At 43.5% G+C, this 24,144-nt stretch carries 28 protein-coding genes; 9 read left to right on the forward strand and 19 right to left on the reverse strand.

Going from position 1 to position 24,144, the window contains the following annotated elements:
* Positions 1–176: 176 nt before the first annotated feature.
* Together hflK and hflC are read left to right on the forward strand one after the other, a co-directional pair.
* The gene (gene hflK, locus GGR02_RS07720; RefSeq protein WP_183184160.1) at positions 177–1,142 is read left to right on the forward strand and encodes an FtsH protease activity modulator HflK; all 966 of its coding nucleotides are present in this window, start codon (positions 177–179) and stop codon (positions 1,140–1,142) included.
* A complete protein-coding gene (gene hflC / locus GGR02_RS07725) occupies positions 1,139–2,071 on the forward strand; it encodes a protease modulator HflC (RefSeq protein WP_183184161.1) in 933 nt (310 codons plus the stop codon). The genes hflK and hflC overlap by 4 nt, the downstream gene beginning before the upstream one ends.
* Positions 2,072–2,404: 333 nt before the next feature.
* On the opposite strand, the gene GGR02_RS07730 is transcribed toward hflC, so the two are convergent.
* The 3 genes from GGR02_RS07730 to GGR02_RS07740 form a co-directional block, all read right to left on the reverse strand.
* Positions 2,405–3,499: an SDR family oxidoreductase gene (locus GGR02_RS07730; protein ID WP_183184162.1), complete on the reverse strand. Its 1,095-nt coding sequence runs from the start codon at positions 3,497–3,499 to the stop codon at positions 2,405–2,407.
* Between the two features lie 167 nt (positions 3,500–3,666).
* On the reverse strand, positions 3,667–5,955 hold the full coding sequence (gene helD, locus GGR02_RS07735; protein ID WP_183184163.1) for an RNA polymerase recycling motor HelD: 2,289 nt from the start codon (positions 5,953–5,955) through the stop codon (positions 3,667–3,669).
* 249 nt (positions 5,956–6,204) lie between these two features.
* Positions 6,205–6,753: a YpiB family protein gene (locus GGR02_RS07740; RefSeq protein WP_183184164.1), complete on the reverse strand. Its 549-nt coding sequence runs from the start codon at positions 6,751–6,753 to the stop codon at positions 6,205–6,207.
* A 143-nt stretch (positions 6,754–6,896) separates the two neighbouring features.
* On the opposite strand from GGR02_RS07740, the gene GGR02_RS07745 reads away from it, so the two are divergent.
* From GGR02_RS07745 to GGR02_RS07755, 3 genes are all read left to right on the forward strand, one after another.
* On the forward strand, positions 6,897–8,162 hold the full coding sequence (locus tag GGR02_RS07745) for an MFS transporter (protein ID WP_183184165.1): 1,266 nt from the start codon (positions 6,897–6,899) through the stop codon (positions 8,160–8,162).
* Positions 8,163–8,843: 681 nt separating this feature from the next.
* Entirely contained in the window at positions 8,844–9,962 is a 1,119-nt protein-coding gene (locus GGR02_RS07750) for an RNA-guided endonuclease InsQ/TnpB family protein (RefSeq protein ID WP_183184166.1), read from the forward strand.
* 223 nt (positions 9,963–10,185) lie between these two features.
* Positions 10,186–10,758 carry a Uma2 family endonuclease gene (locus GGR02_RS07755; RefSeq protein WP_183184167.1) on the forward strand — a complete coding sequence of 191 codons (573 nt, stop codon included), beginning with the start codon at positions 10,186–10,188 and terminating at the stop codon, positions 10,756–10,758.
* Positions 10,759–10,805: 47 nt separating this feature from the next.
* On the opposite strand, the gene GGR02_RS07760 is transcribed toward GGR02_RS07755, so the two are convergent.
* From GGR02_RS07760 to GGR02_RS07770, 3 genes are all read right to left on the reverse strand, one after another.
* Positions 10,806–11,513, reverse strand: coding sequence for a DsbA family oxidoreductase (locus tag GGR02_RS07760; protein ID WP_183184168.1), 708 nt, complete (start codon positions 11,511–11,513; stop codon positions 10,806–10,808).
* Positions 11,514–11,644: 131 nt separating this feature from the next.
* Positions 11,645–12,070 carry an NUDIX domain-containing protein gene (locus GGR02_RS07765; protein ID WP_183184169.1) on the reverse strand — a complete coding sequence of 142 codons (426 nt, stop codon included), beginning with the start codon at positions 12,068–12,070 and terminating at the stop codon, positions 11,645–11,647.
* Positions 12,071–12,102: 32 nt separating this feature from the next.
* Complete coding sequence (locus GGR02_RS07770) at positions 12,103–13,227, reverse strand: virulence factor (protein ID WP_183184170.1); 1,125 nt, start codon at positions 13,225–13,227, stop codon at positions 12,103–12,105.
* Between the two features lie 161 nt (positions 13,228–13,388).
* Here GGR02_RS07770 and mntA point away from each other — a divergent pair, with 161 nt between their 5' ends.
* Together mntA and hepT are read left to right on the forward strand one after the other, a co-directional pair.
* Entirely contained in the window at positions 13,389–13,784 is a 396-nt protein-coding gene (gene mntA, locus GGR02_RS07775) for a type VII toxin-antitoxin system MntA family adenylyltransferase antitoxin (RefSeq protein ID WP_183184171.1), read from the forward strand.
* Positions 13,774–14,181: a type VII toxin-antitoxin system HepT family RNase toxin gene (gene hepT, locus GGR02_RS07780; RefSeq protein ID WP_183184172.1), complete on the forward strand. Its 408-nt coding sequence runs from the start codon at positions 13,774–13,776 to the stop codon at positions 14,179–14,181. The genes mntA and hepT overlap by 11 nt, the downstream gene beginning before the upstream one ends.
* A 35-nt stretch (positions 14,182–14,216) precedes the next feature.
* Here hepT and GGR02_RS07785 read toward each other — a convergent pair whose 3' ends face one another.
* From GGR02_RS07785 to GGR02_RS07810, 6 genes are all read right to left on the reverse strand, one after another.
* A complete protein-coding gene (locus tag GGR02_RS07785; RefSeq protein ID WP_183184173.1) occupies positions 14,217–15,434 on the reverse strand; it encodes a hypothetical protein in 1,218 nt (405 codons plus the stop codon).
* A 191-nt stretch (positions 15,435–15,625) separates the two neighbouring features.
* Positions 15,626–16,042, reverse strand: coding sequence for a PIN domain-containing protein (locus GGR02_RS07790; RefSeq protein ID WP_183184174.1), 417 nt, complete (start codon positions 16,040–16,042; stop codon positions 15,626–15,628).
* Positions 16,043–16,354, reverse strand: coding sequence for an AbrB/MazE/SpoVT family DNA-binding domain-containing protein (locus GGR02_RS07795; RefSeq protein WP_183184175.1), 312 nt, complete (start codon positions 16,352–16,354; stop codon positions 16,043–16,045).
* A 164-nt stretch (positions 16,355–16,518) separates the two neighbouring features.
* Complete coding sequence (locus GGR02_RS07800) at positions 16,519–16,665, reverse strand: hypothetical protein (RefSeq protein WP_183184176.1); 147 nt, start codon at positions 16,663–16,665, stop codon at positions 16,519–16,521.
* A gap of 15 nt (positions 16,666–16,680) precedes the next feature.
* The gene (locus GGR02_RS07805) at positions 16,681–17,541 is read right to left on the reverse strand and encodes a permease (protein ID WP_221210763.1); all 861 of its coding nucleotides are present in this window, start codon (positions 17,539–17,541) and stop codon (positions 16,681–16,683) included.
* A 66-nt stretch (positions 17,542–17,607) separates the two neighbouring features.
* Positions 17,608–18,054, reverse strand: a complete 447-nt coding sequence (locus GGR02_RS07810) for a MarR family winged helix-turn-helix transcriptional regulator (protein ID WP_183184177.1) — start codon at positions 18,052–18,054, stop codon at positions 17,608–17,610.
* A 133-nt stretch (positions 18,055–18,187) separates the two neighbouring features.
* Here GGR02_RS07810 and GGR02_RS07815 point away from each other — a divergent pair, with 133 nt between their 5' ends.
* Complete coding sequence (locus GGR02_RS07815; RefSeq protein ID WP_183184178.1) at positions 18,188–18,661, forward strand: DinB family protein; 474 nt, start codon at positions 18,188–18,190, stop codon at positions 18,659–18,661.
* A gap of 117 nt (positions 18,662–18,778) precedes the next feature.
* Positions 18,779–19,630 carry a COX15/CtaA family protein gene (locus tag GGR02_RS07820; protein WP_183184179.1) on the forward strand — a complete coding sequence of 284 codons (852 nt, stop codon included), beginning with the start codon at positions 18,779–18,781 and terminating at the stop codon, positions 19,628–19,630.
* A 30-nt stretch (positions 19,631–19,660) separates the two neighbouring features.
* Here the strand turns inward: GGR02_RS07820 and GGR02_RS07825 are convergent, their stop codons facing one another.
* The 7 genes from GGR02_RS07825 to GGR02_RS07855 form a co-directional block, all read right to left on the reverse strand.
* Positions 19,661–19,936 (reverse strand): hypothetical protein, encoded by a 276-nt coding sequence (locus GGR02_RS07825; RefSeq protein ID WP_183184180.1) that lies wholly within the window; start codon positions 19,934–19,936, stop codon positions 19,661–19,663.
* A gap of 12 nt (positions 19,937–19,948) precedes the next feature.
* Positions 19,949–20,449, reverse strand: a complete 501-nt coding sequence (locus tag GGR02_RS07830) for a hypothetical protein (RefSeq protein ID WP_183184181.1) — start codon at positions 20,447–20,449, stop codon at positions 19,949–19,951.
* A gap of 92 nt (positions 20,450–20,541) precedes the next feature.
* Positions 20,542–20,961: a MaoC family dehydratase gene (locus GGR02_RS07835; RefSeq protein WP_183184182.1), complete on the reverse strand. Its 420-nt coding sequence runs from the start codon at positions 20,959–20,961 to the stop codon at positions 20,542–20,544.
* A complete protein-coding gene (locus GGR02_RS07840; RefSeq protein ID WP_290912237.1) occupies positions 20,958–21,407 on the reverse strand; it encodes a MaoC family dehydratase N-terminal domain-containing protein in 450 nt (149 codons plus the stop codon). Before GGR02_RS07840 ends, GGR02_RS07835 begins: the two co-directional genes overlap by 4 nt.
* 27 nt (positions 21,408–21,434) lie before the next feature.
* Positions 21,435–22,196: a beta-ketoacyl-ACP reductase gene (locus tag GGR02_RS07845; protein WP_183184184.1), complete on the reverse strand. Its 762-nt coding sequence runs from the start codon at positions 22,194–22,196 to the stop codon at positions 21,435–21,437.
* Positions 22,197–22,209: 13 nt separating this feature from the next.
* On the reverse strand, positions 22,210–23,388 hold the full coding sequence (locus tag GGR02_RS07850) for an acyl-CoA dehydrogenase family protein (protein WP_183184185.1): 1,179 nt from the start codon (positions 23,386–23,388) through the stop codon (positions 22,210–22,212).
* A gap of 161 nt (positions 23,389–23,549) precedes the next feature.
* Positions 23,550–24,140, reverse strand: coding sequence for a LysE family translocator (locus tag GGR02_RS07855; protein ID WP_183184186.1), 591 nt, complete (start codon positions 24,138–24,140; stop codon positions 23,550–23,552).
* Positions 24,141–24,144 lie beyond the last annotated feature (4 nt).

The following is a 24,144-nucleotide window of genomic DNA, read 5'->3' on the forward strand; positions in this document are numbered from 1 at the left end:
TTTGTTTTTTCGACATGTTCATCGGCTCCTTCCTGTCTTCTGTATGGACATCTTTTTCCCGATTTATACATGTCTACTTTTAAAGGCTCACTCCATGGTCTCCTCCCCAAAGATGATGAAACCTTTTTCTTTTTTTCCCGTATATACATATAAATAACAACGAAAGGCGGGATTGTATGGGGAAACGTTCCCTTCCAGGAATCATCGTTGGTACGGTTGCCGGCGCTTTTCTTCTTGTCGCTGCATTAACGTCATGGTATACCGTCGATGAGTCCGAACAAGCCGTTATTTTAACATTTGGTAAAATTGACGAAGAAGTAAGCACACCAGGACTACATTTTAAACTACCATGGCCGATTCAAACGGTAGAAACGTTATCGCGCGAAACGTTCAGTCTACAGTTTGGCTATAAAGAAGAAAACGGAAAAGTAGTCGCCACCAATAAAGGAGACACGAAAATGATTACAGGCGATGAAAATATTGTGCTCGCCGATATGGTCGTGCAGTGGAAAATTACCGACCCTGCCAAATTTCTTTATCGCGCATACGAACCGGAACAAATTTTATACAACGCAACATCTGCTTCTTTACGCAGCGTCATCGGTAGTTCGAAAATCGATGATGCGCTAACGTCAGGAAAGGCAAAAATTGAAGCTGATGTGCGCGAGTCGTTAACCTCATTAATGAAAAAATATGATATTGGTATTTCGGTCTTGGCGGTAAAACTGCAAGACGTTGATTTGCCAAATGACAATGTACGCAAAGCGTTCACCAACGTGACCGATGCACGAGAAACGATGAATACAAAAATTAACGAAGCAAATAAATATCGAAACAAACGAACAAAAGAAGCAGAAGGAGAAAAAGATGCCCTACTCTCTCAAGCAGAAGCAGATAAAGTCGCACGCATCGAAAAAGCACGTGGAGATGTCGCGAAATTTAATGCATTATATGAAGAATACAAAAACGCAAAAGACATTACAAAACAACGACTAATGCTTGAAACGCTTGAACAAGTGCTTCCTTACACGCACATTTACATTATGAACGACGATGGCAACACGTTAAAATATTTGCCGATTCAACCGATCGAAAAACAAACGACAGAGAAAAAGACAGAGAAAGGAAGTGGAAACGAATGACAACCTTCCAAGACGATCAAACCGTCATCCCATTGAAAAAGAAACTACCGACCAGATGGTTCCGGTTGATTATCGGCGGCGGCATCGGACTTCTTTTGCTTATTATCGTTTTAACAAACGTCTATATCGTTCACGAAAATGAATATAAAGTCGTTCGCCAGTTTGGGGAAATTGTTCGGATCGAGCAAACACCAGGGTTACGTTTTAAAATTCCATTCATTCAAACCGTGACATCGCTGCCGAAAGCGCAAATTTTTTACGATGTCGCGGAAGCGGAAATTAACACAAAAGATAAAAAGCGTATTCTCGTCAATCATTACGCCATTTGGGAAATTACCAATCCGAAAGAAATGATTCAAAACGCCCGTACGTTAGAAAATGCGGAATCAAAAATGGACGAATTTATTTTTTCTATCGTTCGCACCGAACTTGGACGGTTAAACTACGATGAAATCATTAACGATGAAAAATCATCTCGCGGTAGCCTCAACGATGAAGTGACAGCGAAAGTGAACGAACTATTACAACAAGACCGCTACGGCATTCGCGTTGTCGATGTGCGTATGAAACGCATCGACTTGCCTGAAGAAAACGAACAGTCCGTTTACAAACGGATGATTTCAGAGCGCGAATCGAAAGCGCAAGAATATTTATCGATGGGAGATGCGCAAAAACAACGCATTATCGCTCAAACAGACCGCGAAGTAAAAGAAATGCTCGCAAAAGCGCAAGCCGATGCCGAACGCATTCGCGCATCGGGCGAACAAGAAGCAGCACGCATTTACAATGAAACGTTTGCAAAAGACCCTGAATTTTACTCGTTTTACCGTACGCTCGAATCGTACAAAACAACCATTGGCAAAGACACTGTCGTGATTTTGCCGGCAAACTCCCCATATGCAAAATGGCTATTAGGGCAAACGCGCTGATTATTCAGCGCGTTTTACGTTGTAATCGTAAAGATGAGCGAACACGAAAACTTGTAGCGGCGGCACTTTCTTAACGGACTCTTTTCTGACTAAAATAGGAAAGACCTAAAGCAAGAAATAAAACGATTCCGCCAAGTAGATACCACTTTTGCCCCTCATACGATAGCATAAGAATAAGCTCCCACCCGTTTGCCGGGCCGGAATTTGGGTCATTGCTAAACGGATAAGCAAAATAGAATGGCAGACTGCCCATGATGGTGGACAACAACCCAATGACCAGTATAAAACTTTTCTTCATAAGTCCCCTCGCATTCATGGGAATTTTTATTGGATTTAGCGAATCACCAGCTGTTTGGTGTCGTCATGCCGATGTTTTCGGTAATAACGCGCCATCACTGGAATGACGTCGCGGAAATCGGGGCAAGCAATGCCTGCTTTTATTAACGTGTTGCGTGCGTTTGTCGCATCATATATAGAGGCACATTCAAAATATTCAAGCGCTTCTTTTTCCACACGCAGCCATTGGCGGATAAACGAAAACGACATCGCCCATTTAGCAAGACGAAGCGGCAACGTTCCTTTCGGTTCTTTTCCAAGATACTCGGTCATCATCATTTGATAAATGTCTCTCATTTTGTATGGGTTCGGATCGGTTAAATGGTACGTTTCCCCAACCGCTTCGTCCGCATGAGCCAAATAAAGCGTCGCTTCAATAATGTAGTCCACTGGAACAAAATTTCCTTGCGCTTCTCCTTTGCCGAGATACGGAATAATCGGAAGAAATTTGAGACGTTCAAACATATTGAGCATAAAGTACAACCCATCAAATTTTATCGTCTCCCCCGTTTTCGAATGACCAACGACAATACCTGGGCGAATAATGGTTGTTGGTACGTGACGCGCTACTTCCTGTACGGCTACTTCAGCAAGAAATTTTGTTTCTTCGTAATGGTTTTTAAACGCTTGCCCTTTGTCAAGTTCGTGCTCGAAAATCACCCCTTGCCGTGTTCCTGATACGTAGGCAGTGCTAAAGTACACATAGCGCTGCAAATTCGGAAGCGATGATACCCATTCGTTTACTCGTTTCGTTCCTTCGACATTAACGGTTCGAGCGATGTTTTCAGGAACAGCTAAATCGTAAATGGCTGCAAGATGGAACACATGGGTGACCGACGGTGCCAACATGTGAAGAAGTTCTCTTGAGAGTGCAAGGTGCGGTTTGGTAATATCCCCTTCGACCACTTCCCATTTTTCGTGTGGAAAATGAGTGGCAGAACAAATTCTCTCTTTTTCTGCTATCGCCTTATCTTTCATATGAGGAAGCACCAGTGTATATATCTTTTCTGGAGCCCATTTCCCGATTAGCTCCTCAAGCAACATCGAGGCAATAAATCCCGGAAATCCGGTGAAAAAATACACCTTCCCCACCGCTTACTCCCCCCTTCGTTTTTAACGCTTTTATCGATTTTCCCTTATTACTTCCCTATTTTTTTCGCCAAAATTGCCCGAACTCCTACTTTCACCATATGTTTTCGGAAAGCAGGAAAGAAGAATGTATATGGTGTAGGAAAAATTTTCAAAATAGTTGTTTCCCATCAATTCCGTTCAGCATGATGCAAAAACGGACTCGGTTCGCCTACACTATATAGGTGCAAGTAATGCATCGCTCGCGTGCAGGCGGTGTAGAACAGTCTGCGTAGGCGCTCGTCGCCATATACTTGTGCGGATGCATTATAAATGATAACGGCATCGAACTCAATCCCTTTCGCTAAATACGCCGGGATGACAATCACCCCTTGTTCATATGAAGTCGATTCACTTGTCATAAGCTTTATTCCTTCAAGATGGCGCAATGATTCGTATGCTAACGTACTTTCTGCAGCAGATTTGCATATAATCGCAATCGTGTGATATTGTTTCCGCAAGTCTTCCACTTTCGAAGCAATCGAACGGTGTAATTCCGCATGATTCCCCACTAGTGTCAATACCGGTCGTTCGCCATCGCGCTCAAAAGCGATAATCCGTTCACCATCCGGCACGAGTCGACGCGTAAATTCAATGATCGGTTTGGTGGAGCGGTAGCTACGGGTCAACGTGATGATCTCCGTTTGATCAGAGCCGTATAAGTTAGTAAGCGTATGAAAATCGACCATATCACTCGCATGCACAAATATCGCTTGGTTAAAATCGCCAAGCACCGTCATTCGTGCGGAAGGAAACAAACGTTTTAAAAATTCAAATTGAAACGGAGAATAATCTTGTGCTTCATCTACAAACACGTGTTTGATGGAAAGGTTTGTTTGAAACCCATGGATGAGCTCTTGCAAAAATAAATACGGCGTAGCATCCTCATAACACAATTTGCCTTCCTCTAGCATATTCACAGTCAGTCGGCAAATATCGTCCCATTCTTTCGGCACTTCCCCTTCCATCCATTGCTTGATCAACATTGGATGAACGAAAAGTTGCTTGTATATTCCTTTCATATCGATGAAACGAAGCGCCCGAATCCATTGGCGCAACGGCTTCATTTTCCGCTGAACGACCAAACGAGCAAGCGCCTTTTCATAAGCATGAAACGAAGCTTCAAAACCGCGCTTTTTTTGTAAGTGGGCATAAACTTTTTGGCAATCCTCGTTGCTAAGCAACTCCATCTCTTCTCGCACCCACGGTTTCGTTCGTTCCCATTTCTCCACTTCATCTACTTGTTTCATTAGCCATTCGACTAACTTTTCTAGCCTATGAGGAAGACGAGTCGACGTGTCGCTATAAAACTTTTCCTCGATTTGTTTAGCAGTAATTATCGGCTTTCCTCTAAAAACCACATCTTTAAACAACATACCAGCTGATTGTAGAGATCGGCTGTATGCTTTAATCGTTTCAAAAAAGCGTGCCGATGCCTTGAACCGGATACTCGCATTCCTAATCTCAGCTGCGTCATCGGATGCGGTCAACACATCTTCCATTTGCTCGTAAGGTCCCTCTATTTGAAACTCGCTACTTAGCCGATGATTTAAATATTCTTGGAAGGTGACTTGCTGCATATTTTCTTCGCCAAGTTCCGGCAGTACATTTGACACGTAGTGATTAAACATCGAGTTAGGCGAAAATAAAATAATTTGATCCGATGTCATATTCCGATACTTATAAAGCAAATAAGCTACTCGTTGCAACGCAGCCGATGTCTTTCCGCTTCCAGCAGCACCTTGAACAATAAGCAATTTCCCCCGATCGTGCCGGATGATTCGGTTTTGTTCCTGTTGAATGGAGGCTACTATGTTGTGCATATAGTTATCTGTATTTTTCCCGAGCACTTGTTGTAAAATCTCGTCGCCAATGGTGAGGCTTGTATCGAACATCGCTTCGATTACGCCACCCCGAATCATATATTGCCACTTTTTCTCTAACAAGCCACGCACAATCCCTTCAGGGGTCATATATTCGGCCGGACCGAGCAAATAATCGTAGTAGACACTTGAAATTGGCGCCCGCCAGTCGTAGATGAGGATGTTTTCTCCATCCATGAGCGTAGAAATGCCGATATATATTTGCTCAGCGACGGAAGTTCCTTCTTCGAGAAAATCGATGCGTCCGAAATAAGGCACTTCCTGCATACGGCGTAGCGTAGACAATTTTTTGAAAGCGTGCCTATGGGTGCTTTGGCTGACAGACAAAGCTTGTGCCTGTTGCCTTAAGCCGATGATCGTTTCAAGATAATCGTCAAAAGTATCGGTATTTACTTTCACGTCATCCCAAAAATGTTTGCGAATATCGATTACTTCCTTCCGGCGTTGGATGGTCTCTTTTTCAAGCATATGGATTTGCTCTGTAATCGTCTCCATGACCCTATCCAATCGTGCTTGCTCTTGCTCGCGTTCTTTCATTTCGATCACTCCTTGTAAAAATGAGTCCCCCCACTTTCCTTATTTAGCGGAGGTTCAAAAAATGATAGTTGACGGAAACGATATTTTGTTGTATAATTATAATAGGGATATTATTTAATAAAATACAAAAACGTGTTTCTATTCTACTTTATCATATTTCTTCTCTTTTATCAATGCACGTCATCATTTCTCCTTTCGGCCATCCGCTATCCTTTTTATATTAAATGAACGGCCAAAGCAGACAAGTGGTCAGCTTTGGCCTTCGTATTTTTTCAGCTGCTCTGTCAACTGTTGAAACAATGCGATGTCTTTCCGGTCAAGCGCTTGGTCAATTTGCATTTTTAATCTTGCCACTTCATGGCGCTTTAATGATTCATCCAACACTTCTTCTGCCGCTTTCGCCATTTTCTCATGGAGTTCGTACCGCCTGACGTTGTCAAACGCCCGATGATCGGTGAGCCGAAGGTAGGAAAAATTTCGCGACTTTCCAGGAAAATGGAGTGTTAAATACAGTGGTTCGTTTGGATGCAGCGCCAAATCACTCATAATCGCCGCCAAACTCGTACTTTTTTGACCATGTTGATAAAATACGAGCCCTTCTTCCTCGGCCATCGCAGTCGAAATAATGAGCCATCGCGCCTGCTTTTTCTCCGTTTCCGTAAAATGGACGTTTTGAAGCAAATGGGAATGTTGAAGCAAATATTTCAAGACAAATCGGGCATCTGGATGCTTTAGACGATACGTTTGCAAAAAAGACGTTAAAAAATTGCGCTTTTCTAACCACGATACCCATTCCATCGCAACCATTCCCTCCTCCCTACTTGTTTAACGTCAGTGTTATACAATGGCATTTACTGTTATATAGAAGTCCGCTAATATGAAGGTTAATCAAGTATACCATATGTGATAGTCTATTTCATTACTAGAGGGGTGGAGAAAGATTGGCTCGCATTCATTATAGCTGGGTTATTTTACTGATCGCTTTTTTCTCGATTCTGGTTGCCGGTATTGTCCGATCTTCGTCAGGGGTGTTTATCGTTCCGTTCGAAACGGATTTTGGCTGGGAACGGTCGACGATTTCGTTTGCGTTTGCACTTAGCCTTTTTCTATACGGGATATCTGGTCCGTTTATGGCGGCGCTAGTAGAGGTCATCGGTCTAAAGAAAATGATGGGGTTGGCGATGGCAACGCTATTAGTGGGAGTGTCGTTTACTTTTTGGATGACAACATCGTGGCAGTTGATTTTGCTTTGGGGAGTAATTATTAGCTTAGGTTCTAGTTTGTTTTTAACCGTATTAAGCTCCCATGTAGTGAATCAATGGTTTGGCGAAAAAAGAGGATTGGCACTTGGTATTTTAACTGCAAGCACAGCGACAGGACAGCTAGTGTTATTGCCTGTATTGGCGATGCTTGTCGAAACATATTCGTGGAAATGGGCGATGGGGCTCATTTTCCTACTTGCTTTTCTTATGTTGCTTGTCATTTTACTTTTTATGAAAAACTCACCAAAAGAAATCGGGCTTCTTCCGTATGGATTAAAAGAGGATTGGAGCGTTAGCGAAACAAGCGAAAAGAAAAATCCGATTGCTATTGCCTTTCAAACGTTAGGAGAAGCGGTGCGCGTAAAAGAGTTTTGGTTGCTTGCCGGAAGTTTTTTTATTTGTGGGCTTTCGAGTAGCGGTTTAATCGGTACGCACTTTATTTCTTACTGTATGGGATTTGGATTTACGGCGGTCACAGCCGCTTCGATGCTTTCGTTAATGGGCGTGTTTGATTTAGTCGGAACGACGCTTTCTGGTTGGCTGTCGGATCGATTCGATAACCGCTGGTTGTTGTTTTGGTATTACGGGTTAAGAGGACTTGCACTCTTGCTTCTTCCGTTTGCGCTTTCCGAAGGCTCTGTCGTGCTGCTTGTGATTTTTTCTATTTTTTATGGCTTGGACTGGATTGCGACCGTCCCTCCCACCGTCAATATCTCAAGGCAAGTGTTCGGAATGGAAAAAAGCGTCGTCGTCTACGGATGGATTTTCGCTGCTCACCAATTAGGTTCTGCGGTCGCCGCAAGCGGTGCAGGAATTATATACCAAATGTTCGACTCTTATTCGTGGGCCTTTACGCTTGCTGGTCTATTTTGCTTATTCGCAAGTCTTTTTGTTCTTGTAATGAAAAAACAAAAAAGAGAAGTCAGTTTGTCTCCATCGGCATGAAATAGAAAGCCCTTCATTTGCAATATGTTTATCATATTCGTAGCCAATAAATAAATAAATGCATTGATGCAAGTGTTGATATAAGCCATTACTACATCCCCAATATCGCGAACGAGGATAGAGAACATAATGATGCTTAAGCATAGCGCCAACTAAAGAACGCCGAAATGACGCCTTTTGGTTAAGTCGATTTCTGATGACACCAACAATAATCGAACCGATTGCAACACCTAAAAAAGAACGATATGAGTAATATCCAACGTTAAAAGATTGAAAAAGGAAAGAAAATAATAAAATTAGCGTCGCACAAACCGCGTCAAAAAGATACCATTTTTTCACTTAACCATTCCTTTCGTCTATAAATCGAAAATGTTTAGAAATAATTGGGTAACCTTTCCGTTCGTTTCGGTCTTCAGCTTGCAACTGTTCAGCAACATTTCATTTTCACCAACAAATGCAAATCCTATAGTTGAGGTTATTATAGCAAAAAAAAAACAAAAAAACTTGTCGGAACTTGTAAAAAGATAAAATTTTCCTCCTTCTTCTGTTCATCGTCTTTGGCGAGGAGACTCCCACTTCAACGACCAAAGGGAGTAAGTGGGAGAGGAATCGCTTTTTTGTGTGTTTTTGTATCACTAAAAAATATGATATAATATATTTAGTGAAAGAGAGGTGAGACAAATGGACGTGACGTTAACAGCCAAAATAAAAATTTACCCAACGGCGGAACAGGCAGAAGTATTGAAAGCCACCCTTTCCGCTTATCGACAAGCATGCAACGCTGTATCTGTTGTGATTTTTGACACAAAAGTGCTTGTACAAGCCAAGTTGCACGACATGACCTATCGTCCACTTCGAGCAAACTACGCGTTGCGTTCGCAAATGGCGCAATCTGTGATCAAGACTGTTATCGCTAGATACCGTTCCCTAAAAAGCAATGGTCATGAATGGACATTGGTTCGCTTTAAAAAACCTGAATATGATCTCGTTTGGAATCGAGATTATTCGCTTGTTCAAGGATTATTTTCTGTCAATACACTAGAAGGACGGATTAAAGTGCCGTTCGAACCAAAAGGCATGGAACAATATTTTGATGGCTCATGGACGTTTGGTACAGCCAAACTCGTCTATAAGCATAACCAATTCTTTTTGCACATCCCCATGACCAAAACGATTCCAACCGTGGATGAACACAACATTCGCCAAGTGATCGGTGTCGATGTAGGGGTTAACTTTCTTGCAGTAGCTTATGATTCGCAAGGGAAAACCACCTTTTTTAACGGACGAAAAATCAAGCATATGCGTGCGAAGTACAAACGAATGCGAAAAACCCTCCAGCAAAAAGGGACGGCTTCTGCGCGTCGGAAGTTGAAAACAATCGGACAACGAGAAAACCGTTGGATGACGGATGTGAACCATACGATCACGAAGGCACTCGTTCGTCAATATGGAGAACGTACCCTTTTTGTATTAGAAGATTTAACAGGCATTCGTGAAAAAACAGAACGTGTACGTATCCATGACCGATATGAAACCGTATCGTGGGCTTTCTATCAGTTCCGTCACATGTTAGAGTATAAGGCACGTTTGCATGGGGCAAAAGTGATTGTGGTTGCTCCGCATTACACCTCTTTGACATGTCCAAAGTGTGGGCATACGGAAAAAGCCAATCGAAAGAAACGTACACACACCTTTTGTTGCCGAACATGTGGATACACCTCAAACGATGACCGCATTGGTGCCATGAACCTTCAACGAAAAGGAATAGAGTACATCGTTGAAGGAACGACACAGGCATGACCTGCGTCGTTGGGTAGTCGTCAACCTGCCCCTGATGCAACCCCAAGTCAAGGAAGGAGGACGAAGTCCGCTCGCACTTCTGGGGAGTTGCAAGCCCCCACTTCAAGCGTTAGCTAAGTGGGGGTAGTTGACTTCAGCGCAATGTTCTTCGAAGTGGCGAAGCAAAAATGTGTCTTCTCGTTGCGATATAATGTAGAAAAAAGCAAAAAAGGATGTGGGAGAGATGGAAAAAGCACAACACGGTCGTATGTATTCATATAAAGATATTCAGCAATGGGAAGGAAATTGGGAGCTGATTGACGGTGTCCCTTATTTGCTTGCATCGCCTTCATATGTTCACCAATATGTCGTTGGCGAACTGTATCTCGCCTTAGCTCCTTACTTCAAAGCACAAGGATGCCGCCTCATCTTATCTCCATTTGATGTGCAATTTGATACAGCTAAAAATGAAGAAGAAGCGCAAACCGTTGTACAGCCAGACTTATTCGTCATTTGTAACTTAAATCAACTGAAGAAAAACCGAGTACAAGGCGCACCCGATCTCGTGATCGAAGTATTATCCGCTAGCACAGGAATTAAAGATCGAAATCAAAAGTATTATTTATATGAAACAAACGGCGTGAAAGAGTATTGGATGGTCGACCCAAGCAATCGAACGATTGAAGTCATCGGCTTAGAAGACGGGCGGTTTCAAAAACGAGCAGTATTCGGCCCGAAAGATGTGTTAACGTCTTTTTTGTATCCAGATTTAGCAATTTCGCTTGATTCCATCTTGCATATGGATGATGTGGAATAAGATAAAGCCGGTCAGGGTTCCCTAGCCGGCTTTTCATTTGCTTAAATTTAGTCGATAGTGCAATTTCCGTCCGTGCACGTTTTTCCTCCTTCTGCTAGCGATTGCAGCGATGATGACTGCTGTTCTTCCGTCCACACTTTCTCTAGCGCTTGCCGGAATACGTCGACAGGCTGGGCGCCAGAAATGGCGTATTTTTGATTCAATACGAAAAACGGAACGCCGCGGACGCCGAGTTGAGCCGCTATCGCTTCCTCATGTCGCACTTGTTCTGCATAACGACCATCATCAAGCACCGTTTCCGCCTCTTTCCGGTCAAGCCCTGCTGCTTCGGCGAGCTCCAGTAGCACGTTGCGGTCGCTAATTCGCTTCGATTCGGTAAAATAGGCGTAAAACAGCCGCTCTACTACTTCATCAAGCTTCCCTTTTTCCTTCGCATATTGCGCAAGACGGTTGGCATCAAACGTATTGGTCGGTTTCATCGTCTCAAAACGGAACGTGAGACCGATTTCCTCCGCTTGCTTGCCGATGTCGGCGTTCGCCCGCTTCGCTTCTTCTACGGAAATGCCGTATTTTTGCGCAATCATTTCGTGAATGCTGAGCGAAGTTTCTTTTTTCGCCTTCGGATCAAGTTCAAAACTACGGAAGACGACCTCAACATTCTCCCGATGCGGAAAAGACGAAAGCGCCTCTTCTAATCGCCGCTTGCCGATATAGCAAAACGGGCAAACAAAATCGGACCATACTTCAATTTTCATCGTTACACCTCGGTTTTTTCCTCCAGATTGGAGGGAATTTTCTTCCTTATTGTAACGAACATGTTTTTCTTTCTTCAAATCATTTGTCTCTCAGGTGTGACAGGCATCACATCTAAATGTGTGCTTACCTTCTAAAAATAGTTCAATATTTCACGCGGCGCAAAGTTTTTTATTTTCTTCAACTCTTCCTTACTCCACCACTTTAAATCAATAAACGTATCTTTCTCTTTTTCAGTCATATTTTCAATCGATAATATCGTGTCGGATTGAATCGTTATCTTATAATAAATCTCCCGGCTTATAAAAGAATCGCTTTTTCCTTCAATGAATACATCGATTTCAAATAGTGGCTCGTCATGAATATCAACAACAATTCCAAGCTCTTCACGTAGTTCTCTTTTCAAAGCTTCGATTGGGGTTTCCTTTCCCTTGATGCCACCTCCGAGAGTTACCCATAACACGACATTTCCTATGACATCCGTAAATTCAAATTTTTGAAGAAGAATTTCATGATATTCATTGGTGATTACTGCCCTAGCGCATTTGCGTATTCGCATGAAATTTTCCCTCCCTAGTAAAATAACCATATTTATCCTTTTCTACTCTCCGTCATTTGTTTCCAAACGGATCCTTTCGCTTCTTCGCCACCTTCGATTCGTTCAATTGCCATTTTTACTTGCATGCTTACTTCAAATTCCGTGTCGTTTTCGGCTGCTTTTAACGCAGGCAAAACCGATTCATCACCATTTTCATATAAGAACATCGCGGCACGCCAGCGAACGAGCTTGCTTGCATCTTTTAGCGCTTCGACCATGACAGGAATGGCCTCCACGTCACCAATATCAGACAAACAGTCGCCCGCTGTACGGCGCACAGAAACAGCTGGATCCTTTAGCGCTTCATATAAATACGGAAGCACGCTTTTGCTGCCAATCATTCCTAAATACGCGGTCGCTAAGCGACGAATGGCGACTTTTTCGTCTTTTAATGCCTTTGCCAACACCGGCAAATCTTTTTCCGTTGGCTCTATCATTTGTTCCAACGCCGCATATCGTTTCGTCCAGTCCGGATCCTCTAGCATTTGTTCTGTCACTTGAAAACTCGTTCGTTTTTGCGTTTTCACCTGCTCACCTTGTTTAAACATGTGCACGAATCGCTCGAGCCGTTCGGGTGGATAAGCGGCAGACAACTCCTCGACTATTTCAGCACCGATTTCTTCAAACGTTCCGTATCGAACGCCTTTTTCCACCCATTTTCGTTCCATGACAATATTCCCCGCGTGTTTTTGCGCTTCTAACACCGCATCGACAAACGGTTGCGGCAAGCCAACTCGTCTCTCTTCGTGACCGTCCGTTAACTTCACTTGCATCGGCAAGCCATACAACATTTGCACATACACTTTCACTTCTCCAAAATGCTCGTTGCATACATGTTCATTGTCTTGGAGTTCATCCACCTGTTCGCCAAACACTTCGCGCACTTTTGTTAAAATCGTTTTCCAGTCGTATTTCGCATGCCGTTCGACAGCTAAAAAATCAGCGACATGATAAATGCCCTTCACCCCTTCGATTTGCAGCAATTGCTGGATAATGGCAGGCGCATGTGCAGCTTGCGCAGGTTTATAGTTATAACTCGTGCCAAATGGAAGCTCTTCATCGAGCAACACTTTCATTGTATTTGGGCTTGGCGTCGGTTCAATCGATTGAATCCTCATTTGTTTCTCTCCTATCCTCTACAAAAAATACCCCGTAACTCCATTAAAAAGGAAGAAACAAAGAAAAGCAAAAGTTTCGCTCAATGAACTCGACAGATGTGACAGGCACAAATGAAAATAATATAATTGTAATAGCATGGAAATAAAAGGACGGTGACAAGATGGAACAAATCATTGTTGAAACATTAAAAGATGCGGTCTCCCCTTCTGTCATTTATTTGTTCGGATCAGTAGCAACAGGACACGTTCGTTACGATAGCGATATCGATATTGCTTTTTTGAGCGATGAACGATCGTTGGATCATTATGAACGCTTTATGCTCGCGCAACAATTGGCAGAGCGATTGCAACGGGACGTCGATCTCATTGATTTAAAACAAGCGAGCACCGTTTTTCAAGCACAAATCGTCAGTAGCGGTAAGGTCATCTATTGTGCAGACGAACAAAAAAAAGCAGAGTATGAATGGCGAGTGCTGAAAATGTATGCAAAACTAAACGAAGAACGGGCGGAAATTTTGCGAAACATTGTGGAAAGTGGGTCGGTTTATGATGAATGATGTGATCTTAAATAAAATAAGTGTCATCGAACGGTGTATGAAACGTATTCATGAAGAATATGAAAACAACCCAAAACATTTGGAGAATTACACAAAGCAAGATTCCATTGTTCTCAACCTCCAACGAGCGTGTGAAGCGAGCATTGACTTAGCGATGCACATCGTTGCACAAAAAAAGCTCGGACTTCCACAAACAAGCCGAGACGCTTTCACTCTTTTAGAACAACACGGCATCATCTCTTCATCCTTGTCACAAAAAATGAAAGCGATGGTCGGATTTCGCAATATCGCTGTGCATGACTACCAAGAACTGAACTTGACGATTTTACAAAAAATACTCGACGACCATTTAACAGACTTTACCGAGTTTACGAAAACAATTGTTGGACAAACATAGGCGGTGCGAATATGCACCGCCTTAGCAATCACTTTCTAATCCCAATGTTTCTTCCACTCATCTAAAAAGGCAGGGAGGCGCTGCTGATGCGGAGCGATGAAACTTTGAAAATAGAAAGACCACTTGTTCGGCTCTTTAAGAATGTTCGTGTATACATGCTCGATTTCTTTAATAAATCCAATGGCGCGTCGATAAGCAGAACGCTTTCGTTCCGCAAGCAACGATTCGACGATTCGTTTATAATGCGCAATCATTTCAAGGGGATAGTGCTTGTTCAAATACCGTTCATATGTTGATAGGCTGGAATAATCAAAAGCGCGCAGACGCTTTGTCACATAGTGAAGCAACGCTTCGTTATTTCCTTCAGTGTAGTCAATTTTCGCTTTGATGAAAGCGTGCACAGGGTGACTTTCGAGCCAATCGTACAATTCTTGTTTCACTGCTTCTTTTTGGCTTGGCGGTGCGTATGCAATCGCTTGTTGATACAGTTCATAAGAAGGACGATGGAAAAAGTGTTGTTTCAATAATTGAAGCGCTTTTTCCTTCTCCCCCATTTCATCGTACCGCTTGAACAAATAGGCATACAAGCCGTCTAGCGCCCCTTCTCCCTCTTTCAGTCCCTTCTCCGCAATTTCCAATGCTTTATCACGATCGCCTTTTTCCTCTAAAAATAAAGCATATTCGGCATAATCGCTTCCATAGCGAAGCTGATGAGCACGTCTTTGCTCATATGTATGTGTATCGCCAAGTTTGTAGCGATAAATATCTAATATGAGCGATTGATAGTATCTATCCCCCAATGGTTCTAAATAATCGACGATCGTGCGCCAATGTGTTTCCGTAGAAGCGATTTGCCCGATCCAGTCCCATATCGCGTCCTCAAATCCTGAGTTACCCTCTAAATATTGCTCCATTAACGCATGAATCATTTCCTCTCTAGCGCTTTCCGGAAGATGTCCATCTTGAAGGAGCGCAAGAACCGTTTCCATATGTTCGTAGACAATATCTTCTTCTTCCTCAGGTCCACCGCCGTACATATTAAACTGCTTAATAATACCGATTGCTTCCGCAAATTTCTCTCGATATTCGCGGTTATGTTTTTGTGCCGTTTCTTTGGCAGTCAAGCACCCACTTCGTTCCAAAAAATCAAGCGCCCGTTCTTGAACACGCTTGTCCGAGCGAATTAAGTTCAGCGCAAGCTCTAACAATTCGTCACGGGAAAGCCGCTGAACAATTTTCTGTATATTCATCATAATCGGGCAGTTCCTCCCTTCGATTAACAATGTGCTGACATGTCCCGCTTTTTTAGCTTCTTGACATTTGTCAAGGCATGGATTTTTATTGACAAATGAACCACCTGATTTTGCTATATATTTTTCGACAAAAGCAATACTATTCCTGCTTTGAGAACGAAAAAAGGGGGGGAGACTGGACTTCTAAGCCTTTACCAATTTCCTAGTCTATCATGACGGATATCCAATCGTTTGAAGTGCTTATCCCAAGTGACTACGTCCTCAGGTGGATTCGCTTTAGCGTGTGCTGCTATATAGGCATCAATGAAGTCAACGTTTTTTTCGGCGTAATCCCGAAGTGCTTGTTGAATGACCGGCTTTTCTTCCGTTTCCACCCCAATACTATTGGTGAATTTGAGTAAAGCATCCGAGATATCTTTAGGGTCTGCTTCATAAAAAGATGCTAATACCCAACAGCATTCAGCTATAACAAGGGGGGTTATACGTAAAATCAATTCCCCAGCTTCCACTTTTTGAAGCATTTCCCCCACTTCTTCTGCTAATGCTTTTGGATCGCCCGTTACAATCCGAATGATCACGTTCGTATCTATCCAAAGTTTCCGTGCCAATTAATCTTCCTCCCCATCCTTTAACTCCTTCTCTGCCATGTTCCGATATACTTCTTTCCGAACTTCATCAACTGGTTGAAATGGCTTATTTGTTTTTAGAATGCCGAGCAATTCCGATAAACGTTGCTTCTTCAAAACTTCCACTTTCATTTCGCCATCCTTATTTAAAATGAATGTTAAATCGTCCCCCTCTGTGAGACCTAGTGTCTTCCGTATTTCAATCGGAATTACGATTTGTCCGCGACTAGATAGTTTGCTGGTCGCCTTTACGACAACATTTGGTTGATGGTCTGCAAACTCCATAGCGCTCATAACTCCATCTCCTTTCTATTTTTGCAATTCCAAGCGTACTTATTTTTTCATTTTTCTTATTATATATTTTATTCTTACATTGTTATTCGGTCAAATCATACATCAACACCTATAGCCTCTCCTATCCCATGCAAAAAGCACCAGGCTTCCCTGGTGCTCCGTTGCTAGCAACATGTTTGTTTGTGGTCTTTCTCTTCACAACACGCTTCTTCCTCTTCGCAGCAATCCTCTTTTCTCTCGTCGTCTTTGACCTCCATAATTTGCACATCGCAACAACCTTTTTCTTTTTGTGTAAATAATTTTTTGAACATAGAAATCTCCTCCATTTAGATAATGTAAAACAAAAATCCCGATAACGTGGCCATTGAGATGACTGAAGCGATAAACGTCCAGACGAGTTTCTTTTGAAAAATGCTATGCAGTAGCGTAAGTTCTGGTAAGCTTGCGCCCGCGGAGCTAATCATAAGCGCCATCACTGGACCTAGCGCCATTCCTTTTGCGATCAGCATTTGCGAAATCGGAATCATAGTCGATAGTCGAATGTATAGCGGAATGCCTAAAATCGCCGCAAGCGGAACAAGCCACCACGTATCACCTCCCATATAGGTTGAAATCCATTCTGTTGGCACAACGCCGTGAATGAATGCACCGATGCCAGCTCCTAACAACAAATACGGATACACGGTTTTCATGAGATGAAGCGTCTCGTGCCACGCTTCTTTGAATGTCCGCTTTTTCCCAATGGCGACGTTTCCTTTAACAATCACGCGTTTGACTGCGTGTTCAAATCCGAACATTTCCAGCATAAAACCGATGAGAATCGAAAGTATCGCCGTCAATAGCGTATATACGACTGCTACCTTGACACCAAGTAAAGCGGTCATTAACGTTAAAATCGTCGGGTCAAGTACAGGAGAAGCGAATAAAAAAATCATGACAAGCCCGAAACGAACGTTTTTGTTTAAGAGCGAAACGACAACTGGGATGGTCGAGCACGAACAAAATGGGGTCACAAACGCAAATAATACCGCGATACATGCCCCAATGAGCGGATGGCGCTCTGCCAATAGCTGTTGCATGCGCTCGTACGGAATGTATCCTTCGATGATGTTAATGAAAAACGAAATGGTAAGAAAAAGCACCGTTAGTTCTAATGCTAAAAATGCGAACGATTGAATCGTTTCCAAACGAATTCCTCCTTTATTTGCAATATGCAAATATTTATTCAAGCAATAGGCAAGATTTCTCTTGCCTTAAAACAATGGTTTGCAACAGACGGTTGATTTTGCCATACATTCATTGAGTAAGCGAATGGAGCGAAGGACGGTTTCGCGCTCAAACTCGCTCATATGCGAAAATACTTCGGCTAAATATTCGTTCACTTCTGCGTCAATTTTCGCGGTGACGTATTTTCCTTCCGGCGTTAACGATAAAATATAGACACGGCGGTCTTGCGGGTACGGTGTTTTTTTCACTAAATTCATTTTCATTAGCGTTTGAATTTGTCGGCTAAATGTTGTAATATCCATCGCTATTGCGTCGGCGACTTGTTGCATTGACGGCTCGTTCATGCGGTCGATTTCGTATAAAATATGGCTTTGCACAAGCGATAGTTCCATCCCGCCAACGGTGCAGCAATTTCGGTCTAACAGCCCAAGCCGTTTTGTCATCGTGTGGAATAGCTCGCGAACATTTTCCATTTTCTCACCTCTTGCTTTTATTATAGCTTATTATTTGCATCTTGCAACTAAAAAGAAAAATTTTTTTCTCACAAGGAAAACGGCTACACTGTCGCGAAATGATGGGTATCACAGGAAAATGGAGGGATATGTCATGGAGCAAACGATTTTGCGCCATATGGAAACGGTGCGTGGGATTACGGAAAAAACGATTGAAAAAATACCAGAAGCGATCGCGGATATCGTTCCACCGGGTTTTGCCAACAATATTCGTTGGAACTTCGGGCATATTGCGGTTGTGCAAGAAAAGCTCGTGCTTGGCGTTCTTTCGGAAGAAATGGGGCTTCCAGAAGCATACGGAACGTTTTTTGCGCCTAGCACAAAACCGGAAGAATGGAAAGAAACACCGCCGACTTTAGCGGAAATAGCGGAAGTGTTAAAAGAGCAAAAGAGAAGAATTGCGCAGTTTATCCCTGGACGTTGGCATGACAAACTCCCGACGCCGTTTACCAATCGAGCAGGAATTACGTTTTATACGGTCGGAGAAACGCTATTGTTTAGCTTCTACCACGAAGCGATGCATATCGAAACGATTAAGCGAATTTATCGCGCCCTTCCTTCTCGATAACTTTTTGGTAATTATGCATTATTTTCTAAATAATGAGAAAAATGTGATATAGCCCACAGCCCCTTTCTTTCGTTGTCTGTTATTATATGGGTGACGGATGGACAAGGGGGAGATGTTGTGGGAAGAAAAGTTTTCGCGTTTCTTACGTTAGTTATCGCTTATTTGTTAATTGTATTTGGAGGGTATGTCGCTTCTTCCGAGTCTGGCATGGGCTGTGGGCCGGACTGGCCGTTATGTAACGGAGTAATCGTTCCGGTGTTGCAAGGAGCGACGTTAGTGGAGTATGCGCATCGTGTTATTGGTGCGGTGTTAGCAGGAATGACAGTCATTTTGTCTATTTACGTGTACAAACAACCTGACCGCACGATTCGCGCGGTTGCTTTCTGGATGATGGGGCTCATGATTGTACAAGTGCTGCTAGGGGCAGTAGTCGTTATTTTTGATCTTCCAGCGGTTGTTGTGTCGATCCATTTAGTGATTGCGATTGCTTTTTTTTGTTGTATTCTTTGGATTTGGCGTTTTTTTTCGTGGCGATGGACGTCAATCAACAATAGAACAAAACATCCCGCTATGTTCCACTTAACGTTTCTTCTTTTTTTGCTTGCGTTGACGTTTGCACTCGGCGCTTATGTGAAACACGAGCATTACGGCTTGGCGTGTAGCTGGCTTGATTGCCGCGATACGTTGTTTCCGACCAACCGCGCACAGCTTTGGCAAACGCTTCATCGGCTAATAGCCACAGTGGTTGGCGGATACGTGATCGTGCTTGTTTTTTTGTCTAGAAAATGGGAAACACCTATAAAAATGCGGCTATTTTTCGCAGGGGTAGTCGTTGCTACTCAACTCGCCATTGGCGTATGGACGATTGTGACGAGCATCACAATTCCATGGGCAGTACTCCATTTGGCGGTGGCGACACTTCTAGTTGCCCTTCTCTTTGACACATGGCTTTATATCAAAACAAGCTAAAGCTGGTCTGTGGTAGGCCAGCTTTTCATGTTAGGTGGCGGGAAAATAAAGCTCTATTTTTTGGTTTTGCTCAGTGCTATATAGCTGAAAATACCCAGAAAAATCGGATAAGATGCGGCTATGCGGGTATTGTTGCAGAGAAACAATAAAGCAAGGCTTGCCATCTTTTAAAAAGGTTAAGGCGACCGCTGACCGTTCAATCGTGTCAAAGAAAAAACCGTCGCGTGCCACGAGTTCGTCATCTTCATACGTGTTCACGATCACTTGTCGGTTCGTGTATGTCGTTAAAAGAGGCAATACATCCACGTTTTTTCCCTCCTATATCGGCCAAAATAAATGGATAAGAAACAAGCAAGCAAACAGCATGGCAGCGATAAGATGAAATTTTCTTCTAAACCCAGACGCTTTTCGATGGCGAAGAAATCCAGCAAGCAGCGTGATGGTTAGTAAGCCGACACTCCCGTAACCAGTGACCATTTTCGGATGGATAAACCCGATCGTCGCCCCTACCTTCCATGCCATAATGGCTCCGTGAAATAAAATCATGCTCGTACCGACTAGCGCGAATGGAATGTGCGCTTTCATCATGCTTCGTGCCCGTTTGCTTAATGTTACTTTCACATGTCGGGCTTTAGACTTGCGGATGACAAGAAAAATAAAGTACATATTGACGTTAATAAAAAACAAAAGAATGGCTAATTGTGCGAACCATTTTCCTGCTAGTACAGTCGCGGAGTCATACGGGTGAGACACCCAAATAACAAGAAGCGAACTAATAAGAAGTAAGCTGTTGACGACAAGCCAAACGTAATATACCATGTTTTTCCCTCCACTGGTAGTAAATCATAAAATAGTCGCTGCTGTAGTGCGCCTCGTCACATATAGTGTCCCAAAAAAAATCTCGATCCCATCTAAGGAATCGAGATTTTTTCATATAAGGAAAACACCACTTCCCCTTGAATGACTTCGTTGCCGTTTTGGTTGGTGGCGGATACGCGAAAACGAAGTTGGTTATCTTTTTTTTCAGTTAGCGTCGCATGAAGCGTAATAACGTCGCCAAGAAAGACCATCCCTTGAAATCGAACGGAATAGTCTTGAATAAAACCTTGTTCGACATATGGGGTGAATAGTTTGGCGAGGTTGCCCATCGTCCACATGCCGTGGGCAATAATTCCTGGCAGCCCTGCTTTTTTCGCTTCTTCATCAATCGTATGGATCGGGTTGTAATCTCCCGATGCTCCGGCATATTTAATTAAATCGAGTCTTGATACAGGGCGTAACCGAATTTCTTCTAAAGAGTCACCGACTTGTAATGCAACTAGCTTGGTCATACCATCATCGCCTTTCTGACCGCTTCTGTAAGAATAATCGTCGCTGTAGAAGTGAAAATGATATTTCCTAATACATCTTCCCCATAGCTTGTAATGACTAGCCGTCCGATGTTCCCCATGCTGCTTTGCTTTTCGTCATAGCTTTCCACTTTCGCATAACAAAACAGCTCTTCCCCAACCAAAAGAGGTCGGTCGTAATGAAAGGACTGTTCGCCGTGAATAAGCCCTTTCGCCGGAAGATTCAGCCCTTCAATGACGCCATAATCAAACACGCGCGGAAACGTTGGTGGTGCGATGTTCGTTTGATAGCGCGAATTTTTGCCCGCTTCTTCCTCCCAATAAATCGGATGCAAATCACCAATTGCCTCGGCAAATTTTTTCACCGCGCCTCTTTCCACAACATTTTTCACTTTCTTCGAGCATTTACCAACATATGAAGCAAGCACCGCCATCTCTCCTTTAGGGTGATGTGTTTAATTTTTTGGCCCACCGGCAACGTAAAGCACTTGACCGTTAATGAACGATGAGTTTTCGTCAGCAAAAAACGCGACGGCATGGGCGACATCAGCTGGTTTTCCGCTTCTTCCAACCGGAATGTGTGCGATGCTTGCTTGCACGAGTTCCTCGAAGGAAATGCCGATGCGCTCTGCGGTTGCTTTCGTCATATCCGTTTCGATAAAGCCTGGAGCGACGGCGTTCGTCGTAATGCCGTATTTGCCTAGCTCAATCGCCAACGTTTTCGTAAACCCTTGCAGCCCCGCCTTTGCGGTCGCATAGTTTGCTTGTCCGCGGTTGCCGAGTGCGGAAGTAGACGAAATGTTAATGATGCGTCCGTATTTGCGCTCGACCATATATTTTTGCACGGCACGCGCGCAATAAAAAGCCCCCTTCAAATGAACGTTCATGACCGTCTCCCAATCGGAATCTGTCATTTTAAACAATAAGTTATCGCGGATGACGCCAGCGTTGTTCACGAGAATGTCTACCGCTCCGAACGCATCGACAATTTCTTGTACTACGGTTTCGACTTGAGAGGCATCCGTAACGTCTGCGATTTTTGCATATACGGCATAGCCTTTTTCTTTTAGCTCCGTAGCAGTTTTATGCAACGCTTCTTCGTTTAAATCAACGAATGCAACGCTCGCTCCTTCTTGTGCAAAACGTTCGACAATCGCTTTGCCAATCCCTCTGCTTCCGCCTGTGACAAATGCCACTCTACCTGTGAATCTTCCCATCGGTTTTCCCCCTTTATAGAAATTGTCCGAGTTTTACATGCCCTTTTAATAGATTTCGTGCAATTACCATCCGCTGAATTTCGTCCGTCCCGTCGTAAATGCGCCAAAGCCTTGCATCGCGGTACCAACGTTCAATCGGCATTTCTTTCGTATAGCCCATTCCCCCATGAATTTGCAAGACGCGATCGATGACACGGTTGCCCATGTTTGCTCCGAACAGTTTCGCCATCGACGCCAAATGGCGATTGTCTTCTCCTTGATCAAGCGTAAATGCCGCATTCAACACGAGCCATTTTGCTGCTTCAATTTCGGTAGCGGAATCGGCAATCATCCATTGAATCGCTTGTCTTTCTGCAATCGGTTTGCCGAACGTGACACGTTCTTTCGCATAATCAATGGCCATTTGCAACAATCGTTCAGCTGCTCCTATCGCTCTTGCGCCGACTACCCAACGCGCATAGCCAATCCATTCGAGCCCTAGTTTATAGCCTCCGTGCAATTCTCCTAAAATATTTTCTTCCGGCACGCGGACGTTTTCGAAAATAAGGCTTGCTGGTGTCGCGGATCCCATCGTGTAAATCGGTTCAGAGCGCCATCCCATGTCACGATCGACGATAAAGCACGTCACCCCTTCCCGCCCTCGCGTTGCTTGATGGCGTTCTTTATCCGTAATCGCAATGACCATCACAAAATCAGCGTCGTTTCCACCGGTAATGAACGTTTTTTCGCCGTTCAATACCCACTCATTCCCATCTTTCACCGCTGTCATTTTAATGTTGCGCGTATCGGAACCTGCGCTTGGTTCCGTCATCGCAAAACACGATTTTTTCTCGCCGTTAATTGTTGGAAGTAAATATTTTTTCTTCTGTTCTTCGTTCGCATAATAAAGAATATTATCCGCCGAACCACCAAACTGAAACGGAACGAACGTTTTCGATACTTCCATAATGACGATTGCCATCATCACGTGTCCTAAATTTGCCCCGCCGTACTCTTCTGGTGTGTTAATGCCCCAAAATCCCGCTTCTTTTGCTTTCAACTGTAATTGTTTCAACGTTTCTTTCGGAAGGCTTGGTCGTCCTTCTCGTTCGTTGCGCAACACGTCGTTTTCAAGCGGCATTAACTCTTTTTCGACAAATTTGCGAATCGCTTTTTGCACCATTTTCTGTTCGTCGGTCAGACGTAAAAACATAATCCCCTCTCCCATTCAAAAAATGATGTACACATTTTATACTAACCGGTTAGTATGTTACTTGTATTATAATTTAGAACTTTCAGAAAAAACAAGAGTTTTTTCTTATGAAAACAGCGATTTCCGTTCGACAGCGCGTGTCGGACAAAAATCGCTGTTGGCTAAAATATGCCGTATATCGCCGATACCGCAAATCCTAAAAGAAGCAGTCCGGATAACCGATTAATCATCGTTAAATACCGTTCTTCGAGTCGTTGCCTAAACAATCCGACCATTCCGCTCAAAAAAAGCCACCATAACGCCGAGCCGAAAAAGACGCCACAAAGAAAAAGAAAAACGGAAGATGGCGAGATTCCAAGACTAGAAAAAACGGCAAGAAACGATAAAATTGTCATCGGGTTAGAAAGGGTTAAAAAAAGCACTGATAGATAGGCGGTAAATGCATTTCCTCCGCGCGCCTGCGCCGGTGTTCGAGCAGCTTTCAAGCGAAACGTTTGGATTCCTAAATACGCGAGAAACAGCCCTCCGATAAAGCGAATCCATGTTTGTTGCTCCAGAAGAACGTGCGTAACGGCAGTAAAGCCAAGCCCTGCAATTAAGCCGTAAAGCGCATCCGCTGTCGCCGCTCCTAGCCCGGAGATAAACCCGATAACCCTTCCGTGCGTCATCGTCCGCTGGATACACAATAGCCCAATCGGTCCGACCGGCGCGGCAACGGATAACCCAATAAGTATTCCTTTTACAAAATCCAACGGT

Source organism: Anoxybacteroides voinovskiense, from assembly GCF_014196205.1.
GTDB lineage: Bacteria > Bacillota > Bacilli > Bacillales > Anoxybacillaceae > Anoxybacteroides > Anoxybacteroides voinovskiense.

Coding starts and splice junctions, on each gene's coding strand:
- mntA (WP_183184171.1), top strand. CDS start 13,389: ATGGAACAAATCATTGTTGAAACATTAAAAGATGCGGTCTCCCCTTCT.
- GGR02_RS07750 (WP_183184166.1), top strand. CDS start 8,844: ATGGACGTGACGTTAACAGCCAAAATAAAAATTTACCCAACGGCGGAA.
- GGR02_RS07815 (WP_183184178.1), top strand. CDS start 18,188: ATGGAGCAAACGATTTTGCGCCATATGGAAACGGTGCGTGGGATTACG.
- GGR02_RS07765 (WP_183184169.1), bottom strand. CDS start 12,070: ATGCGAATACGCAAATGCGCTAGGGCAGTAATCACCAATGAATATCAT.
- GGR02_RS07830 (WP_183184181.1), bottom strand. CDS start 20,449: ATGGTATATTACGTTTGGCTTGTCGTCAACAGCTTACTTCTTATTAGT.
- hepT (WP_183184172.1), top strand. CDS start 13,774: ATGATGAATGATGTGATCTTAAATAAAATAAGTGTCATCGAACGGTGT.
- GGR02_RS07740 (WP_183184164.1), bottom strand. CDS start 6,753: ATGGAATGGGTATCGTGGTTAGAAAAGCGCAATTTTTTAACGTCTTTT.
- GGR02_RS07810 (WP_183184177.1), bottom strand. CDS start 18,054: ATGGAAAATGTTCGCGAGCTATTCCACACGATGACAAAACGGCTTGGG.
- GGR02_RS07845 (WP_183184184.1), bottom strand. CDS start 22,196: ATGGGAAGATTCACAGGTAGAGTGGCATTTGTCACAGGCGGAAGCAGA.
- GGR02_RS07800 (WP_183184176.1), bottom strand. CDS start 16,665: ATGTTCAAAAAATTATTTACACAAAAAGAAAAAGGTTGTTGCGATGTG.
- GGR02_RS07785 (WP_183184173.1), bottom strand. CDS start 15,434: ATGATGAATATACAGAAAATTGTTCAGCGGCTTTCCCGTGACGAATTG.
- hflK (WP_183184160.1), top strand. CDS start 177: ATGGGGAAACGTTCCCTTCCAGGAATCATCGTTGGTACGGTTGCCGGC.
- GGR02_RS07795 (WP_183184175.1), bottom strand. CDS start 16,354: ATGAGCGCTATGGAGTTTGCAGACCATCAACCAAATGTTGTCGTAAAG.
- GGR02_RS07770 (WP_183184170.1), bottom strand. CDS start 13,227: ATGAGGATTCAATCGATTGAACCGACGCCAAGCCCAAATACAATGAAA.
- GGR02_RS07755 (WP_183184167.1), top strand. CDS start 10,186: ATGGAAAAAGCACAACACGGTCGTATGTATTCATATAAAGATATTCAG.
- helD (WP_183184163.1), bottom strand. CDS start 5,955: ATGAAAGAACGCGAGCAAGAGCAAGCACGATTGGATAGGGTCATGGAG.
- GGR02_RS07850 (WP_183184185.1), bottom strand. CDS start 23,388: ATGTTTTTACGTCTGACCGACGAACAGAAAATGGTGCAAAAAGCGATT.
- GGR02_RS07835 (WP_183184182.1), bottom strand. CDS start 20,961: ATGACCAAGCTAGTTGCATTACAAGTCGGTGACTCTTTAGAAGAAATT.
- hflC (WP_183184161.1), top strand. CDS start 1,139: ATGACAACCTTCCAAGACGATCAAACCGTCATCCCATTGAAAAAGAAA.
- GGR02_RS07760 (WP_183184168.1), bottom strand. CDS start 11,513: ATGAAAATTGAAGTATGGTCCGATTTTGTTTGCCCGTTTTGCTATATC.